This is a genomic window from Novosphingobium panipatense (assembly GCF_900182875.1).
Taxonomy (GTDB): Bacteria; Pseudomonadota; Alphaproteobacteria; order Sphingomonadales; family Sphingomonadaceae; genus Novosphingobium; species Novosphingobium panipatense.
In genome coordinates this window covers 464142-480552 of record NZ_FXUI01000003.1, presented here as the reverse complement: position 1 = coordinate 480552, position 16411 = coordinate 464142, and the positions used below count along the sequence as shown (strand labels likewise).

The following is a 16411-nucleotide window of genomic DNA, read 5'->3' as shown; positions in this document are numbered from 1 at the left end:
ACTTCAGTGCGACAATCTGCTATCAATGAACCTCGAAATAGCACGCGATATCAGCGGGTTTTATGGCGTTGAACGGCTTCCCACCCTCTCCGCCACGACTTTCCTAAGTGATTGTCGTCATTTAACCTTCTGACAAAGCGTCGCTTTCCACCGTCCCGGTGCTACAAAGTGGTGAGCGTTCCCGCGTGCGGGGACGCCCTGTTCACTGATCCACCGACATTGAACCTTGGCAGCAGGTTGACCGCCCGAGCCAAGACATCGATCGGCCACTCACCGTAGGTCTCACTGATGCTACGAGGCGCGTGGCCTTGGATCGCGTCGCGCACCTCGGGCTCCATGCCCGCTCGGCGGGCGAGGGTCTTGTATAGGTGCCGCCACCCATGGTTGGGCTGGACATGCGGGTCATCGACGCCGAGGTCGCGCACCCATGCGGCCAACCGTTCACCGACCTTCCGATAATGGGCGTTGCCAGCAGACCCGCCTCGACCACGCGCGGGGTCATAGAAGATCGGCCCGTCGCCAGCCTTTTCCGCTACCCTCAGCAACCCTTGCTCCACCAGATGTGGGTGAAGCGGCACGATCCGCGCTTGCCCGCTCTTGGTCGAACCGGCCTCCGGCGTGATCCGCATCGCCCAGATGCCATCCACCTCAGTGATGTCCCGGCCCCGCATCTGAGCGATCTCCCCGACGCGCGCACCGCTGTAGGCGCACATCCATGGTATCCACCGTCGAGCCAGAGCGTGCTCACGGCTGATCTTGCCCTGATCCCTTGAGAGCGATGCCGACAGGATCGTGCGCGCCTCGGTTGAAGTGAAGCTCGGCCCACGCGGGCGGTGCCGCTTCGGCACCCGCACGGAGACGCCAGCGGCGGGGTTGGCGTCCAGCTTCCGATTCTCGACGCCCCATGCGAACACCACCTTGGCGGCAGCGAGATAAACTTCGCGGATCGTCCGCCCACTAGCGCCCTGACGGGCCAGCGCCTCCTTCCAGCCAATGATATCATCAGCGCTGATGCTGCGCGGCTCGTCATGCCCAAGATGATCGACAAGATGGGTGATCACCGGACGCCACCGCTTGATCGTCGCAGGCGACGGCTGCCGTTCGCGCAGATACCCTTCGAAGATCGCCATCAACTTCGGCGAGGAAGCCTGCCGGGGAGAAGGCTTCGAAGGTGGGGCCAAGGTGGCGACGCCAACAGGCACAGGGGATGGATCGTCGAGCGGCCCTGCCTTTGCTCGCTCAATGAGATCATGGAACTGCTGGATGACCGGCGCGGCCAGACGATTGGCGTCCGATTTCGAGAGCCGCCCGAGGCGTCGGGTCAGGTTCGTTTTACCGATCGTGGAGCGAAGGCCAACGGGGACCACGATGCGGACTTCGAATCCGCCATCACTCGACCTTCGAACATGCGTCATCAACCGCATTTTGTAGCACCACTTTGTAGCACCGGGACGGTGGAAAGCGACGCTTTGTCAGAAGGTTAAATGACGACAATCACTTAGGAAAGTCGTGGCGGAGAGGGTGGGATTCGAACCCACGGTACGGTTACCCGTACACCGCATTTCGAGTGCGGCGCATTCGACCACTCTGCCACCTCTCCGCTCGAGACGTGTGCGGTGGAAACTGGTTCCACCGGGTCGGGAAGCGCGCCGTTAGCCGACTTGTTCGGGCTTGCCAAGCCCTCATTTCAAAAAACGGGAACTGGCGACGCTTCCTGCTTGTTTGCTTAAGGCAGCAAACCTAGATGGGAGCCATGAACAGAGCGTCCTTCTTTTCGCCTCAGGCCGGACGCGTGATCGATGCACCGCTTCGTACGCGCGCGCGTTTCGCGATCGGAGACATCGTGCGGCACAGGCATCATGATTTCCGCGGGGTGGTATTCGACATAGATCCCGTCTTTGCGAACAGCGAAGAATGGTACCAGTCGATCCCTGCCGAAGTCCGGCCCGAGCGCGAACAACCCTACTACCACCTGCTCGCCGAAAGCGGCGATTCCAGCTACGTTGCCTATGTGAGCCAGCAGAACCTCACGGCCGACGCGGAGGGCGGCCCGGTAGAGCACCCGTCCCTGTCGGAGCTGTTCGACGATTACAGCAACGGCCGCTACCCGCTGCGGCGTGGCCTCGCGCACTGAGAGGCCTTAATCGAGAGCTGGCGCGCGATGCCGGGGCCGCCTGCGCCGGCGTCAGCCCTTGAGCTTCCAGCCCGATCGCAGGACCAGGAACACCAGCACCGCCATCGCGGCGTCAAGCAGCCCGACGCCGATCGCGCTGTGCAGCACCGCCATGTTGGTATCGCCGATGTCGCTCTGGCCCAGGAAGCCGAAGCGGAAGCCCGAAATGATGTAGAAGAAGGGGTTCGCCCGGCTGATCGTCTGAAACGCGGGTGCCAGGTTGTCGATCACGTAGAACGTGCCCGACAGAAGTGACAGCGGCGCGATGACGAAGTTGGTGACGGCCGCGTTGTGGTCGAACTTTTCTGCCCAGATCGAGGAGAGAAGCCCGAGCAGCGCCAGGAACACCGAACCTGCCAGACCAAACCAGACCACTGCCCACGGGTGCGCGACAGACAGGTCGACGCCCGGCCACAGCAACATCGCGGCCACCAGCGCCAGCCCCACCAGCACCGCCCGCGTAACAGCCGCGCCGATCATCGCCACCATCAGTTCGCCCTCGGTCAGCGGGGGCATGAGGAAGTCGATGATGGTGCCCTGCACCTTGCCGGCCAGGAAGGAAAAGCTGGAGTTGGCGAAGGCGTTCTGCATCATGCCCATGACGATCAGGCCGGGCGCCACGAAGGTCGCGAAGTTCACGCCCAGGACCTCCCGTCCGCCACGGCCCAATGCAACGGAAAAGATGACGAGGAACAGCATCGTCGTGATGGCGGGCGCCCAGATCGTCTGTGTCTGGACCTTGAAGAAACGCCGCACCTCCTTCATATAAAGGGTCTTGAGCCCCACCCAGTTCACCTGGTGGATGATCGGCTCTCCCTTCGTGGGGAAACGGCGCTTCGAGCCGTCAGCGGGGTCGTAAGCTCCCGGGGCGTTCGGCAGCTCAGTCGAATGGGGTTGATCGGCCATGGTCCGGCGACTATCGGCTGAAGCCTTCCGAGGCAAGCGGCGCTTGGAAATCTGAGGCGATTCTGTGATCGCTTCGCTTCGTAAGATGGAACTGGAATGAGCTGGACGGACGAGCGGATCGAGAAGCTGACCAAGATGTGGGAAGGCGGGGCAACCGCCAGCCAGATCGCGGACGAGCTTGGCGGCGTCAGCCGCAACGCGGTGATCGGCAAGGCCCATCGCCTCGGCCTCAAGGCGCGTCCTTCCCCGGTAAAGGCGAACGACAAGCCCGCACGCCCGGCCCCCGCTCCGAAGAAGCCCAAACCCGTCGAAGCTGCGCCGGCGCCTGAGCCGGCTCCCGCGCCCCGCGCCGAAGCACCCGCCGCACGCGCTGCCGCGCCGGCCCCGCAGGCTCCGGCTCCGCGCGCGCCAGCACAGCCCGTCGCGCCTGCGGCCGATGCCGCACCCGCCGCGCCGGCACAGCCGCGCATCGTGTCCGTCGGCCCCGGCGGCTTCCTGCGGCAGGGCCCGGGTGACCAGCAGCAGCCGATCCCGCCCGCGCCGCCGCGCCGCCTCGTCCCGGCCAAGCCGAGCCCCGAGATCGCCGGCAAGACCAGCCTGCTCGACCTCAACGATCGCATCTGCCGCTGGCCGATGGGCCACCCGGGCGAACCGGACTTCCACTTCTGCGGTGAGAAGGTGAACCCCGGCTTCCCGTATTGCGTGGAGCATTGCGGCCGTGCGTATCAGGCGCAGTTGCCGCGCGGCGCGCGTCGTGCGCCGCCGCCACTGCCGTTCGGCGGCCCCCGGGTTCGCTGATTTATGGGGCCGGGGATGAGGCTTCGCGCGGCGCTTGCCCTTCTGGCAGCGCCGCTCGCCTTCTCCCCTTCCCTTGCGCAGAATGCCGCACCTGTGGCTCCGGCAGCGCCTCAAGCCGTTCCTGCTCCTGCTCCGGCGGAATACGTCTATGTCGCGCTGACGGTGCCGCAAGGCGTCGTCACGCTGGCGCTGGACAAGATCCACGCGCCGCTGACCACGGCCAACTTCCTCAAGTACGTCGATGCGCGCAAGATGGACGGCGCAGTGTTCTACCGCGCCATGCATCTCGATCATGATCCGGCACAGGGGTTGCTTCAAGGCGGCGTACGAAACGGCGCAAACCTGCTCCCTCCGGTGGCGCATGAGCCGAACAGCAGGAGCGGCATCAAGCATGTCGCGGGCACCGTCTCTATGGCTCGCTTTGCGCCCGGCTCCGCACAGGCCGACTTCCTGATCCTGCTGTCAGACATGCCGTCCCTTGATGCCCGGCCGGGCGACGACGGCACCGATCCCGGCGCCGGCTTTGCCGCCTTCGGCCACGTGGCGTCGGGCATGGATGTCGTGCGTACGATCTGGAGCCTGCCGCGTTCCGCCACCAAGGGCGAAGGCGTGATGAAGGGCCAGATCCTCGAGCAGGACGTGAAGATAATCAGCGCCCGCCGCACCAAGGCGCCCCCTGCAGGACAATAACGCCCCGCGCCCGCGAGTTGAGGCGGCAATCGTTGTGCAGGGTTCCCCCGGCCTGACAGGCATCACCAACCCGGAGCAGACCCGAGTACGTGAGGCGCCAGGACATGCGCCAGCATTTCGGCAAGGACCACGACGGCGGCGATGATCAACCACTTCCGCCGCGCCGCCCGCGACGGGAAGACACCTGCAATTTTCACCCGCAGCGAGGATTGGTCAAGGCGCCAGAGGGCATAGAGCCTCGGAGCCAGCAGCACCGGAACCGCGAGAAGGAGGACAGTCCAGCCCGGAAGATCGAGAAGGGCAGAAAAGACAGCTCCGAAAGCCAACGTCGGCAGCAGGAGAAGTATGCTCAGGTAACCGAAGGCCCTCACGTCCTCCCGGACGCTCTCTTCTTCAACGAGGCTCTCGTCCGAATCCGCAGGATTGAGCTGTTCACCTGGTGCCATCCCGCAGGCATTATCACGCCCGGTCATCATCGTGCATCGAAAACGCGAGCGCATTTCAGCGGGATGCTGCGTCTGACGTCAGATGTGGCCAGTATGGTTATTGCACGCTAACCTCATCCGAAACTGCACCCAACCTGGGGGTATCGATGTCTCTTTGGCTCCTGGCCGCTGCCGCCTTCCTCCCCGAGCAAGGCGTCTATGCCGATGCCGTTGGAAAAGCAGTCAGGAGGGACGGCTCGGCGGAACCGATCGTCTGGGCCGGAGAGCCGCCGATACCGATGCTTGAGCGGATCTTCACCAGCCCTGGCAAAGCCTACCTCCACGCTGAGATCCGATGCGGGAAGGTGAAGAGGGAAGGCCTGCTCGCAGAGTGTTCGCTGTTGCGGGCGTCGGAGCAGGCAGGTCCCTACACTTCCGAATTGATCGCGGTGGCTGAAGCCTTCCGCATGGCGTCATCGAGCGCGAAGGCGCTTGCGGGCCAGCTGTCCCACGTCGACGTGCATCTCCAGATCCGCTTCGCGGGTGTTCCGGACTGGGGAGCCTGTTCCGAGTTCGGCTTCTGTTCGAAGAGCATCACGCCTCCTCCTCCGCCGCCCCCTCCCCCTCCTGCGCCTTCCGAGAGACCGCGTTAACCTCACACCCGCGCAGGCCGCCGGGCCTCCGCCCCGGGCGCTGCAACGAAAAAGGGGCCGCGCTTTCGCGCGACCCCCTCGTTTTCCGTACCGGAGTGACCCGATCAGTCTTCCTTGAGGAAGGCGGGCATGTGGTTCGGGTTGCCACCTTCACCACCGCCGTCGCGACGCGGACCGCGCGGACCGCGATCGCCGCCACGGCCACCGCCGTCACGGCGCGGTCCACGGCGGTCGCCACCGCGACCACCTTCGCCACGATCGCCGCGCGGTTCACGCGGTTCGCGGGGCGGACGGGTGTCTTCCAGCTCGGCGCCGGTGTCCTGATCGACGACGCGCATCGACAGGCGAACCTTCCCGCGCTGATCGATTTCGAGGACCTTGACGTAGACCTCCTGGCCTTCCTTGACGACATCGGTGGGCTTTTCCACGCGCTCGTTCTTCATTTCGGACACGTGGACGAGACCGTCCTTGCCGCCCATGAAGTTCACGAAGGCGCCGAAGTCGACGATGTTGACGACCTTGCCCTTGTAGACCTTGCCGACTTCCGCTTCCTCGACGATGCCGAGGATCCACTTCTTGGCGGCTTCGATCTGGTTGATGTCGGAGGACGAGATCTTGATCACGCCTTCGTCGTCGATGTCCACCTTCGCGCCGGTCTCCGCGACGATCTCGCGGATGACCTTGCCGCCGGTGCCGATGACGTCGCGGATCTTCGACTTGTCGATCTGAATCGTCTCGATGCGCGGAGCATGTGCCGACAGTTCGGTGCGCGACGAACCCAGAGCCTTGGTCATTTCACCCAGGATGTGCGCGCGGCCGGCCTTCGCCTGCTCCAGCGCCTTGGCCATGATCTCGCGCGTGATGCCGGCGATCTTGATGTCCATCTGCATCGTGGTGATGCCCGCTTCGGTGCCCGCGACCTTGAAGTCCATGTCGCCGAGGTGATCCTCGTCGCCCAGGATGTCCGAGAGAACGGCAAATTCCTTGCCCTCAAGGATCAGGCCCATCGCGATGCCCGACACCGGGCGAACCAGCGGTACGCCGGCGTCCATCATCGAGAGCGAACCGCCGCAGACGGTGGCCATCGAGGACGAACCGTTCGACTCCGTGATGTCCGAGAGAACGCGGATCGTGTAGGGGAAGTCTTCCTTCGAAGGCAGCACCGGGTGCAGCGCGCGCCATGCCAGCTTGCCGTGGCCGACTTCGCGGCGGCCAGGGGCGCCGAAGCGACCCACTTCACCGACCGAGTAAGGCGGGAAGTTGTAGTGCAGCATGAACGACGAGTACGACAGGCCTTCGAGGCCGTCGATCATCTGCTCGGCGTCCTTGGTGCCCAGCGTGGTGGTGCAGATCGCCTGCGTCTCACCGCGCGTGAACAGCGAGGAACCGTGCGTGCGGGGCAGGAAGCCGACGATCGCCTCGATCGGGCGGACCTGTTCAAGCGTGCGGCCGTCGATGCGCTTGCCGTCCTTGAGGATGGCGCCACGCACGATTTCCGCTTCCAGCTTCTTCATGGTCTTGATGGCGACCATCTGGGTCTGCGGCGTCTCGTCGGAGAAAGCTTCCTTCGCCTTGGCGCGGGCCGCGTTCAGCGCGTCCGAGCGCTTGGACTTGTTGGTCAGCTTGTAGGCAGCGGCGATGTCCTTGCCGACGGCCTTCTTGAGCTTCGCCTTGATGTCGGCGGTGTTGTCCGACAGGTCGATGTCCCAGGGGTCCTTGGCGGCCTGTTCTGCGAGATCGATGATGAGATTGACGACCTTGCGGATCTCGTCGTGCGCGAACACGACGGCACCCAGCATCTCTTCCTCGGTCAGCTCCTTGGCTTCCGATTCCACCATCATCACGGCATCGCCGGTCGCGGCGACGACGAGGTCGAGGCGACCTTCCTCAAGAGCCGTGGTCTGCTTCGGGTTCAGCGTGTACTCGCCGTCGACGAAGCCGACGCGGGCGGCGCCGATCGGGCCCATGAAGGGAACGCCCGAGATCGTCAGGGCAGCCGAAGCCGCGATCATCGCGACGATGTCGGCTTCGGTCTCACCGTCGAAGCTCAGGACCTGAGCGATGACGTTGATCTCGTTGTAGAAGCCCTCGGGGAACAGCGGGCGGACCGGACGGTCGATCAGGCGGCTGGTCAGCGTTTCCTTTTCGGTCGCGCCGCGCTCACGCTTGAAGAAGCCGCCGGGGATGCGGCCGGCTGCGGAAAACTTTTCCTGGTAGTGCACGGTCAGCGGGAAGAAGTCCTGGCCTTCCTTCACCGACTTGGCGGCGGTCACCGCGCAGAGCACAACGGTTTCGCCATAGGTGGCGAGAACGGCGCCATCGGCCTGACGGGCGATGCGGCCGGTTTCGAGGGTGAGGGTCTTGCCGCCCCACTCCATGCTTACGGTCTTTACGTCGAACATTATCAATTCCTCGACCCGCAGGCCCTATTGCCTTGCGGGGCTTACTGCCGGGGATACCGTCCCGGTCCGGTGCGGGGCTTTGTCAGGCCCCAGGGCCCTCCGCCGGATTGCGGAGATACCCGTGTGGTGAGCGACAGATGCGATCGCATGCGCCGCCCGCATACAAGAAGCGGCCCGCTGGGGGCCGCTTCCATGTCGATCTTACTTACGCAGACCGAGCTTCTGGATGAGGGCGTTGTAGCGCGCCACATCCTTCTTCTTCAGGTAGTCCAGCAGCGAGCGGCGCTTGTTGACCATGGCCAGCAGACCGCGACGCGAGTGGTTGTCCTTGTGGTGCGCCTTGAAGTGCTCCGTCAGGTTCTTGATGCGCTCGGTGAGGATCGCGACCTGAACTTCCGGGCTGCCCGTGTCGCCAGAGGCGCGAGCGTTGTCCGAAATGATGTCCTGCTTCTTTTCAGCGGTAACCGACATGTCTTCTACTCCGCGACATCCGAGAGATTGAACCCCCTGACGACACGGACCTCGTGGTCCGAAAGCTCGACCAGCGCGACGGGGGTTACCCCTTGCCTCACCCAGTAAAGCCCGTCTTCATGGGGCATTCCGGTCAGAACGCGGCCCTGTCGGACCGCCCTTGCCTGCTCCGGATCGAGGTCGATGGCCGGGATGTCGTCCAGCCCCACCTCCAGCGGCAAGAGTATCTGTTCAAGCGGAGCGCCCTTGCCGATTTCGTTCAATTTGTCCAGCGAAATCGCGTGAGACAGGTCGAACGGACCGGCCTGGATCCGGCGCAGCATGGTGACCGTGCCGCAGCTCCCCAGGCCTCGCGCGATATCCCGCGCGAGGCTGCGTATATAAGTACCCTTCGAGACTTTCGCCAGAAGGGTCGCCCCTTCCGCCTCGTCGAAACGCAGCAGCCGCAGCTCGAAGATCGTCACCGCCCGCGCCTTCAACTCGACCGCCACGCCCGAGCGCGCGAGATCGTAAGCCCGCTCCCCGTCGACCTTCAGGGCGGAGTAGGCAGGCGGAACCTGTTCGATCGGCCCGGTGAACCGCGCCAGCACCGCCTCCACTTCAGCGGCGGTTGGCCGCACATCGCTGCTGGCGATCACGGCGCCTTCGAGGTCGAGCGTTTCCGTCTCAGTGCCGAAGCGCACCGTGAACTCATAGGCCTTGCTCGCGTCCAGCATGCGGCCGGTCAGCTTCGTCGCCTCCCCCAGCGCCACCGGGAGAATGCCGGAGGCAAGCGGATCGAGCGTGCCGCCGTGGCCGACCTTGACCTTCTTGCCGTATCCCGCCTCGCGCAGGTTGCGCTTCACGGCGGCGACGGCCTGGGTGGAACCCAGTCCCAGGGGTTTATCGAGAATGATCCAGCCTTGCGGCATCAGAGGCTTTCCTTGGGCCAGGCGAGCTTGCGGGCATGCTCGGCAACGGCAGTGGGCAGAAGGACGCAAAGCGCGTCGAAGTTCTCGCGGTCGCCGGAGTAGAGGGCGCGGATCGCTTCCTCGTACCCGGGGCGATCGCCCGCCATGACGGTGAGAAACCGATACGCCGCGTCAAGGCAATCCCGCTCGCTGCGCCCGGCGCGCATGGCGGCTTCCACCAGCTTCCGCAAGGTCACGGAAGCTCCGCCCGATTGCGTGGACAGCCATCCCCAGTGGCGGGGGAGCAGCGTCACTTCGCGCGCCTCCACCCCCAGCGACGGGCGCCCCCGGGGCCGGGGCGCGGCCCTCCCGGTCAGGTCGAGGTCAACCTGCCGGCCGGTATCGTCATCGAAGCCGAGAAGATCGCTGCTGCGCGAAAGCGGCCCCAGATCGCGCAGGGCTTGCGTGAAGGCACCCGGCTCGCCGCGCGCGATCACCTCGTCCTTGTAGAACACCGTCACGGTCATGCCAGCTTCCTTTCGCTAGCCCCACTATTTCACCGGGCGCAAAAGGTCAATTCACCCGGGTAAAATATAGTGGCTAGCGACCGAGCGCTTCGCTGAAGTGGCGGCGACAGAGTGCGACGTAGCGGTCGTTCCCGCCGATCTCGGTCTGGGCGCCTTCGCTGACGGCGGCGCCACTTTCGTCCACCCGCAGGTTCATCGAGGCCTTGCGCCCGCAGTGGCACACCGCCTTCAGCTCCACCAGCGCATCGGCTATCCCCAGCAGCACGGCGGCGCCGGGGAACAGCACTCCCCGGAAATCCGTCCGCAGGCCATAGCAAAGCACGGGAATGTCGGCCTTGTCGGCGATGTCCGCGCACTGCCACGCTTGCTCAGGGGTGAGAAATTGCGCTTCGTCCACCAGCACGCAGGAGATCGGCTCCACCGCGTGCGCTGCACGCACCTGTTGCAAAAGATCGGTGCCCGGATCGAAGCGGTGCGCGGCGGCGTGGAGGCCGATGCGGCTCTCGATCGCGTGGTCGGTCCCCATTTCCGCACTGCGGTCGTCGATCGCGGCGGTCCACAGCATCGTGCGCATGCCACGTTCGTGGTAGTTGAAGTTCGCCTGCAGCAGCGTGGTCGATTTGCCCGCGTTCATGCTGGCATAGTAGAAATAGAGCTTGGCCATCGGTTCTGGGGATAACACCGCCTCCGGGGCGACGCACGCGCCTTGCCGGGCTTCTCCCCGGCTCGATTGCCCTTAACAGTCCACCACAGCGAACAAAGAGCAAGAGGGGCCACAAGGGAGCACCGGATGGAGCGCGCGGACGCATGAAGAGACTGTTTGCCGCATTGGCAGCTTTCGCGCTGCCCGCCACGATCGCGGCTTGGCTGGCGCTGATCCCGCTGGGCGGCGATTTCGCGCCTTTCGACCCCCTTGGCCAGCGCGTCCTTGAAATGCAGGGTCGCTCCGCCGCCGTCTTCGCGCTGCTGATGGCCGGGATCGGGTTCGCCGTCCTCGCCGCCCTGGCGGTAAAAGCCGGCCCCCGCGCCCCCGCCACCGCCCGGCCGGCGCAGGACCATCGGTCACGCGCGCGTCATTCCTCTTCGCAGGACACCGCATCTCCAGCGCCGGGCGGCGAGCCTTCGGCACCTGCCCTGGAGGAGCCGGAGCTCGCCTTCCCGGCCGCAGGACCTGCTACCGAAGAGGAGCCTCCCGAAGCGCCCTCCGCGCCGGCCGCTCCGCCACCGCTTCCGCCCCCGGCCACCCCGATCGCGCTGATCCGCAAGCCGCGCGAACGGTATCGCGACTGGTTCATGGATCAAAGCTGGCTGGGCGGCCTGCCGCGTCTGGGCGATCGCCCCTGGCCCCGTGACGCCGCCGGAACCCCGCTGCCCTTCGCGGCACAGATCAGCCTTGCGGAACTGGCCGCCGCCCGCGCGGACACGCCGCTCCCGACCACCGGCTCCCTCGCCTTCTTCCTGGGAGAGGGCGCAGTCGTACCGGTGCCCGAAGGCGTCCACGACTTCAGCGCCCCGCCTGACGGCCTGCCACCCGCCTACGAGGAGGGCCGCTCACCTTTCCCGGTGCGGGCATCGCGACTGACGCGCTGGTTCTTCCCCTTCTGGCCGGTCACCCCCGCCGCGCTCGACCTCCCCGATCCTGCGGACGAGGACGCTTTCGTGCAGCAACTGCGCCGCTACGCGCCCTTGCGCGACCATCCATTCTACGCAGCCGGCGTCGGTGCCCCGCTGGAAACGCTATGGTGGCATTCGGTCATCCACCTGGCCGATAGGCTGCAGGACGCCCGGGACGAAAGCCCCGCTCTCCTGGCGCGGCGCCGCGATGAAATGGCGCGCCAGCATGCGGAACTCGCGCGCTTGCGCATCGATTCCGCCGCTGTGCCCTATGCCCTGGAAGACGCGCAGGAAATCGCCGAACAGCTCGATGCCGACTTTGCCCTCCTGCAGGAGCAATGCGCCGCGCTTCCCGCCATGGTCGACGCGCTGGACCAGTTCGTCGCCGGGCGTGACCCCATGACGCAGCTAACACCCGACGAGCTGACGATTGTGGGTGACATCCTCGCCGAGGTTCATGAACGCTACGGTGCGGCCGTGCAGGACCGCGTGCCCGGTACGCTGGCGCAACTGGCGACGATTTCGCTGCGCGCCATGATGGTGGGTCCGGCGGAGATGCTGGCGGCCCTGCCGGATCCGATCCTGCGCCGCATCAACCGGGAGTATAGGCTGCCGCCCGTACACCAGCACCGGATGCTCGACATCGACGGGGGTGACACCCTCCTGCTGCAGCTGGGCTACGACGATCTCGTGGAATGGTGTTGGCCGGAGAACGGCGTCTGGCGTTTCCGGATCGATCCTGTCTCGCTCGCCGCGCAGGACTGGAGCGCGGCGCGGGTGACCTTCGAGGAACTCCCGTAAGGCCGACAACCCCGGCTCCACGGCGCTGGCCCCTTGGCCCACCTGCCCCGCTGAAGCCAACGGCAGGGCGGTTTCCCTCAGTCCTCCAGGTCCCGCTTCACGCGCGGGTCGTTCAGCAGCGCGTCGATCCGGCTGGCTTCGTCGAACGTCTCGTCCGAGCGGAAACGAATCTTCGCCGCGAACTTGAGCTTGAGCCGCTGCGCCACCTCGCGCTGGAAGAAGGCGGTGTTTGTGCGCAGCGCCTTGAGGACGACCTCCTCGTCCTGGCCCAACAGCGGCTTCACGTAAACGGTCGCCTGCCGCAGGTCCGGCGTCATGCGCACCTCGGTCACGGAAACGGAATGCGCCGTCAGCACCTCGTCGTGAACCTGCTGGCGGGTGAGTATCTCGGAAATGACATGGCGCACCTGCTCACCCACCTTCAGGAGGCGGACGGAGTGCTGTTCGGGAGTAGTCTGGTGTTTTGCCATCGTGATGCGTCCATTTGGGCGGCCCGCGCTATTTTGCAACAGAGTGTTACGGCTCCCCGCCCGGGATTTGCCGTTATCGCGGATGCAACCCCGCGTCAAAGGCGGGGCCTGCTCCGGCTTGTCTGACGCGGCGCAGGATCATCCCATCTTGCTGTGGATCCGCGCCAGCGAGCGCACGTTCCGCGCCGTACCCCGGCAACCGAGCCGCCGCTCGATGAAGGCGCTGGTCAGTTTCGAGCCGCCCACGCCATCCACATAATCGATGTAGAGGCAGCGCGGCCCCAGCGCGATCTTCTCGGGCCCTCTGCCGGAATGGTCCGCGACCATCCTGTCGAAGTGCTCCGGATCGGCATCGCGCTCAAGGAACAGCGTGTGCACGAAATGATCCTGGCCGATGCCGGTGAACGGGTTGTCCTCCACGGCCGAGCGGACCTCCTCGCGGGTACGGACGGCGGCGAAGGTGGTCATGTCGAACCGGTCCTTCATCATGTACGCGAAGAGTTCCTCCAGCCCCTCGGTCGGCCGCTCGTCGAAGTCGAACAGGACATTGCCGCTGGCCACCACGGTCTCGACGTTCTCGAACTCCTCCCGCTCGAAGGCGTAGCGCAGGTCCGCCATCGTCAGCCGGTTGCCCCCGACGTTGATGGCCGCGAAGAAGGCGCAGTAGCGCGTCATGCAATCTCGTCCTCAGTCTTTCCGCCGCCGAGCCTGCCACAGCGGACAGTGGCGGAAAAGCGGAACGGCCACCGCCGGTTTCCCGACGATGGCCGCCCTGTCAGTGTTGCTGTGAAGCCCGGGCTCAGCCCACGGTGCGTTCGCGGTGGCTGACTTCGAAGACTTCGAGGTGGTCGCCCGCCTTGATGTCGTTCGTGTCGGCCAGAACCACACCGCACTCCAGACCGGCGCGGACTTCGTCCACATCGTCCTTGAAGCGGCGCAGCGAGGCGATCGTCGTTGCCGAAACGATGACGTCGTTGCGGGTGAGACGCGCGCTGAGACCCTTGCGGATGTAGCCTTCGAGGACCAGCAAACCAGCGGCCTTGTCGCGCTTGCCGGCCGGGAAGACCTGCTTGACTTCGGCGCGGCCGACGACCGTTTCGATGCGCTCCGGACCCCAGATGCCGGCCATCTGCTTCGCGACCTCTGCGGTCAGCTCGTAGATGACGTCGTAGTACATCATCGGCGTCTTGGTCTTCTCGACCAGTTCGCGGGCCTTGGCGTTCGGACGGACGTTGAAGCCGATGATCGGCGCGTCGCTGGCAGCCGCCAGCGTCACGTCGGTTTCGGTGATCGCGCCGACGCCCGAGTTCAGGATGCGCACCTTGATCTCGTCGTTCGAGAGGGCGTGGAGCGCGGCGTTGATCGCCTCGACCGAACCCTGCACGTCCGCCTTCACGACGACCGGGTACTCGATGACCTTCTGCTTGTCGGCGAGGGCCGAGAACATGGTATCGAGGCTTGCCGGTGCCATCGCCGTGCGCTTCGCGGTCGCCTGTTCCTGACGGTAGGCCGACACCTCGCGGGCGCGCTGCTCGCTTTCGACGACGGTGAGCAGGTCACCGGCCATCGGCACGCCGCCGATGCCCAGCACTTCCACCGGCATCGCGGGCGGAGCCTGCTTGAGCTGGCGCCCCTTGTCGTCGAGCATGGCGCGCACACGGCCGCTCTCCGTGCCGACGACGAGGATGTCGCCGACCTTGAGCGTGCCGCGGTTGACCAGCACCGTCGCGAGCGGACCCTTGCCCTTGTCGAGCTTGGCTTCGATCACGGTGGCTTCGGCCATGCGGTCCGGATTGGCCTTGAGCTCCATCAGTTCGGCCTGGAGCAGGATCTTCTCGATCAGCTCGTCCAGACCCTTGCCGGTCTTGGCCGAGACTTCGACGTCCTGCACGTCACCCGACATTTCCTCGACCACGATCGAGTGTTCGAGCAGACGCTCACGCACCTTCTGCGGGTTGGCTTCCGGCTTGTCGCACTTGTTGATCGCGACGATCATCGGCACGCCCGCGGCCTTGGTGTGATTGATGGCCTCGACCGTCTGCGGCATGATGCCGTCGTCGGCCGCTACCACCAGCACCACGATGTCCGTGACGTTGGCGCCGCGCATACGCATCTGCGTGAAGGCGGCGTGGCCCGGGGTGTCGAGGAAGGTGACGAAGTCGCCGCCCTTGGTCTTGATCTGGTAGGCGCCCATGTGCTGGGTGATGCCGCCCGCTTCGCCGCGCACGACATCGGTGCCACGCAGCGCGTCGAGCAGCGAGGTCTTGCCGTGGTCGACGTGGCCCATGATCGTGACCACCGGCGGACGCGGCTTCAGCGTCTCTTCCGGATCGACGTCCGTGGTGTGGTCGATGTCGATGTCGCTCTCCGACACGCGCTGGATGTTGTGGCCGAATTCCTCGACCAGCAGCTCCGCCGTATCCTGGTCGATCGTCTGGTTGACGGTGACCATCATGCCCATCTTGAACATCGACTTCACGAGATCCGCTGCCTTTTCAGCCATGCGGTTCGCCAGCTCGGCAACGGTGATCGCCTCGGGGACGATGACGTCACGCACCTGCTTCTCGCGCGGCTGCGAACGGCCGCTGAAGCTCGAACGGCGTTCCTTTTCACGTGCACGCTTCAGGGCGGCGAGCGAACGGGCGCGGGCGCCCTCGTCGTCGTTGAGCGCGCGGCTGACGGTCAGCTTGCCGGCTTGGCGACGATCGCCACCCTTGGCATTGCGATCGCTCTGCTGGTTGGAGCCCGGACGCGACGACGCGGTCGCAGCGCCCTTCTTGGCACCGGCCGGAGCCTTGGGCGCAGCAGCGCTGCCGCCGCTCGAGCCTGCCGACGCTGCCGTAGCGGCGCCCGCCGAAGCTGCGGGTTCGGGACGGCGCGGCTCAGGGCGCTGCACCGGAGTGAAGCGACGCGGTGCGGGAACCGGGGTCGCCGCCGGAGCGGGTGCGCGCGCGGGCTCGGCGGCCTTCGCGGCAGGCGCCTTGGGCGCCGCTTCAGCGGGCTTGTCCGCGGGTGCTTCGGCAGCCGGAGCCGGGGTCTCGACCGGAGCCGGGACTTCCTGCGGAGCGGGAGCGGGTTCGGCAGCCTTGGCGGCGGCGTCTGCTTCAGCCTTGGCGGCCGCAGCGGCTTCCTCTTCGGCGCGGCGGTTGGCATCGGCGCGCTGCTTCTCTTCCTCGATGGCGCGCAGGCGTGCTTCCTGCTCGCGGCGAGTCGCTTCCTCCAGCATCTGGAGGCGTGCTTCCTCGGCCTCGCGCTGGAGGCGCGCAACGCGCTCCTGCGGGGTCTCGTTGGACGGCGCGGCACGCTTGACCGGCGGCGGCGGCGGAGCGGGACGCGGCGCAGCCGGCTGCGGAGCCGGTGCCGGAGCAGCGGCAGCCTTCGGTTCGGGCGCGGGAGCCGGAGCAGCCTCGCCCTCGCCGGGCTTGCCGATCAGCTTGCGGCGCTTCACCTCGACCACCACCTTGTTGGTGCGGCCGTGGCTGAAGGTCTGCTTGACCTCACCCGCTTCCACCGAGCGCTTAAGCCCAAGCGGCTTGCGGCCCAGGGTCGGTTTGTTGTCGGTCTCGCTCATATTTCTCGTCTTCGCCCTTC

16 protein-coding genes and 1 tRNA gene are annotated in these 16411 nt (G+C 65.9%); 5 read left to right on the top strand and 12 right to left on the bottom strand.

From position 1 onward, the window contains the following. Window positions 1–161: 161 nt before the first annotated feature. A complete protein-coding gene (locus tag QOL62_RS07735; RefSeq protein ID WP_283405800.1) occupies window positions 162–1424 on the bottom strand; it encodes a hypothetical protein in 1263 nt (420 codons plus the stop codon). A gap of 86 nt (window positions 1425–1510) precedes the next feature. After that, window positions 1511–1600 (bottom strand) — tRNA-Ser (locus tag QOL62_RS07730). Between the two features lie 153 nt (window positions 1601–1753). On the opposite strand from QOL62_RS07730, the gene hspQ reads away from it, so the two are divergent. Then, window positions 1754–2134: a heat shock protein HspQ gene (hspQ, locus tag QOL62_RS07725; protein WP_103729400.1), complete on the top strand. Its 381-nt coding sequence runs from the start codon at window positions 1754–1756 to the stop codon at window positions 2132–2134. Between the two features lie 51 nt (window positions 2135–2185). Here hspQ and QOL62_RS07720 read toward each other — a convergent pair whose 3' ends face one another. Then, a complete protein-coding gene (locus QOL62_RS07720) occupies window positions 2186–3079 on the bottom strand; it encodes an ABC transporter permease (RefSeq protein WP_103729401.1) in 894 nt (297 codons plus the stop codon). Window positions 3080–3175: 96 nt separating this feature from the next. On the opposite strand from QOL62_RS07720, the gene QOL62_RS07715 reads away from it, so the two are divergent. After that, window positions 3176–3877 carry a GcrA family cell cycle regulator gene (locus QOL62_RS07715; protein ID WP_283405799.1) on the top strand — a complete coding sequence of 234 codons (702 nt, stop codon included), beginning with the start codon at window positions 3176–3178 and terminating at the stop codon, window positions 3875–3877. Between the two features lie 15 nt (window positions 3878–3892). Then, window positions 3893–4567, top strand: a complete 675-nt coding sequence (locus QOL62_RS07710) for a peptidylprolyl isomerase (protein ID WP_283405798.1) — start codon at window positions 3893–3895, stop codon at window positions 4565–4567. Window positions 4568–4629: 62 nt separating this feature from the next. Here the strand turns inward: QOL62_RS07710 and QOL62_RS07705 are convergent, their stop codons facing one another. After that, a complete protein-coding gene (locus QOL62_RS07705; protein WP_283405797.1) occupies window positions 4630–5040 on the bottom strand; it encodes a hypothetical protein in 411 nt (136 codons plus the stop codon). A 119-nt stretch (window positions 5041–5159) separates the two neighbouring features. On the opposite strand from QOL62_RS07705, the gene QOL62_RS07700 reads away from it, so the two are divergent. Beyond that, complete coding sequence (locus tag QOL62_RS07700) at window positions 5160–5645, top strand: hypothetical protein (RefSeq protein WP_283405796.1); 486 nt, start codon at window positions 5160–5162, stop codon at window positions 5643–5645. A 104-nt stretch (window positions 5646–5749) separates the two neighbouring features. Here the strand turns inward: QOL62_RS07700 and pnp are convergent, their stop codons facing one another. From pnp to QOL62_RS07675, 5 genes are all read right to left on the bottom strand, one after another. Continuing rightward, window positions 5750–8047, bottom strand: a complete 2298-nt coding sequence (pnp, locus tag QOL62_RS07695) for a polyribonucleotide nucleotidyltransferase (RefSeq protein WP_103729406.1) — start codon at window positions 8045–8047, stop codon at window positions 5750–5752. Between the two features lie 201 nt (window positions 8048–8248). Then, window positions 8249–8518, bottom strand: coding sequence for a 30S ribosomal protein S15 (gene rpsO, locus QOL62_RS07690; RefSeq protein WP_103729407.1), 270 nt, complete (start codon window positions 8516–8518; stop codon window positions 8249–8251). A 5-nt stretch (window positions 8519–8523) separates the two neighbouring features. Beyond that, window positions 8524–9429: a tRNA pseudouridine(55) synthase TruB gene (truB, locus tag QOL62_RS07685; RefSeq protein WP_283405795.1), complete on the bottom strand. Its 906-nt coding sequence runs from the start codon at window positions 9427–9429 to the stop codon at window positions 8524–8526. Further along, window positions 9429–9935, bottom strand: coding sequence for a DUF2239 family protein (locus QOL62_RS07680; protein WP_283405794.1), 507 nt, complete (start codon window positions 9933–9935; stop codon window positions 9429–9431). Before QOL62_RS07680 ends, truB begins: the two co-directional genes overlap by 1 nt. 73 nt (window positions 9936–10008) lie before the next feature. Further along, the gene (locus tag QOL62_RS07675; protein WP_103729410.1) at window positions 10009–10599 is read right to left on the bottom strand and encodes a thymidine kinase; all 591 of its coding nucleotides are present in this window, start codon (window positions 10597–10599) and stop codon (window positions 10009–10011) included. A 143-nt stretch (window positions 10600–10742) separates the two neighbouring features. On the opposite strand from QOL62_RS07675, the gene QOL62_RS07670 reads away from it, so the two are divergent. Continuing rightward, window positions 10743–12350: a DUF1963 domain-containing protein gene (locus QOL62_RS07670; protein ID WP_283405793.1), complete on the top strand. Its 1608-nt coding sequence runs from the start codon at window positions 10743–10745 to the stop codon at window positions 12348–12350. 77 nt (window positions 12351–12427) lie between these two features. Here QOL62_RS07670 and rbfA read toward each other — a convergent pair whose 3' ends face one another. The 3 genes from rbfA to infB form a co-directional block, all read right to left on the bottom strand. Then, window positions 12428–12820: a 30S ribosome-binding factor RbfA gene (gene rbfA, locus QOL62_RS07665; RefSeq protein ID WP_103729412.1), complete on the bottom strand. Its 393-nt coding sequence runs from the start codon at window positions 12818–12820 to the stop codon at window positions 12428–12430. Between the two features lie 138 nt (window positions 12821–12958). Beyond that, the gene (locus QOL62_RS07660) at window positions 12959–13495 is read right to left on the bottom strand and encodes a DUF1697 domain-containing protein (RefSeq protein WP_103729413.1); all 537 of its coding nucleotides are present in this window, start codon (window positions 13493–13495) and stop codon (window positions 12959–12961) included. A gap of 124 nt (window positions 13496–13619) precedes the next feature. Next, the gene (gene infB, locus QOL62_RS07655) at window positions 13620–16391 is read right to left on the bottom strand and encodes a translation initiation factor IF-2 (RefSeq protein WP_283405792.1); all 2772 of its coding nucleotides are present in this window, start codon (window positions 16389–16391) and stop codon (window positions 13620–13622) included. Window positions 16392–16411 lie beyond the last annotated feature (20 nt).

Coding starts and splice junctions, on each gene's coding strand:
- QOL62_RS07680 (WP_283405794.1), bottom strand. CDS start 9,935: ATGACCGTGACGGTGTTCTACAAGGACGAGGTGATCGCGCGCGGCGAG.
- infB (WP_283405792.1), bottom strand. CDS start 16,391: ATGAGCGAGACCGACAACAAACCGACCCTGGGCCGCAAGCCGCTTGGG.
- QOL62_RS07705 (WP_283405797.1), bottom strand. CDS start 5,040: ATGACCGGGCGTGATAATGCCTGCGGGATGGCACCAGGTGAACAGCTC.
- QOL62_RS07670 (WP_283405793.1), top strand. CDS start 10,743: ATGAAGAGACTGTTTGCCGCATTGGCAGCTTTCGCGCTGCCCGCCACG.
- rbfA (WP_103729412.1), bottom strand. CDS start 12,820: ATGGCAAAACACCAGACTACTCCCGAACAGCACTCCGTCCGCCTCCTG.
- pnp (WP_103729406.1), bottom strand. CDS start 8,047: ATGTTCGACGTAAAGACCGTAAGCATGGAGTGGGGCGGCAAGACCCTC.
- QOL62_RS07720 (WP_103729401.1), bottom strand. CDS start 3,079: ATGGCCGATCAACCCCATTCGACTGAGCTGCCGAACGCCCCGGGAGCT.
- QOL62_RS07715 (WP_283405799.1), top strand. CDS start 3,176: ATGAGCTGGACGGACGAGCGGATCGAGAAGCTGACCAAGATGTGGGAA.
- QOL62_RS07660 (WP_103729413.1), bottom strand. CDS start 13,495: ATGACGCGCTACTGCGCCTTCTTCGCGGCCATCAACGTCGGGGGCAAC.
- QOL62_RS07675 (WP_103729410.1), bottom strand. CDS start 10,599: ATGGCCAAGCTCTATTTCTACTATGCCAGCATGAACGCGGGCAAATCG.
- hspQ (WP_103729400.1), top strand. CDS start 1,754: ATGAACAGAGCGTCCTTCTTTTCGCCTCAGGCCGGACGCGTGATCGAT.
- QOL62_RS07700 (WP_283405796.1), top strand. CDS start 5,160: ATGTCTCTTTGGCTCCTGGCCGCTGCCGCCTTCCTCCCCGAGCAAGGC.
- QOL62_RS07710 (WP_283405798.1), top strand. CDS start 3,893: ATGAGGCTTCGCGCGGCGCTTGCCCTTCTGGCAGCGCCGCTCGCCTTC.
- rpsO (WP_103729407.1), bottom strand. CDS start 8,518: ATGTCGGTTACCGCTGAAAAGAAGCAGGACATCATTTCGGACAACGCT.
- QOL62_RS07735 (WP_283405800.1), bottom strand. CDS start 1,424: ATGCGGTTGATGACGCATGTTCGAAGGTCGAGTGATGGCGGATTCGAA.
- truB (WP_283405795.1), bottom strand. CDS start 9,429: ATGCCGCAAGGCTGGATCATTCTCGATAAACCCCTGGGACTGGGTTCC.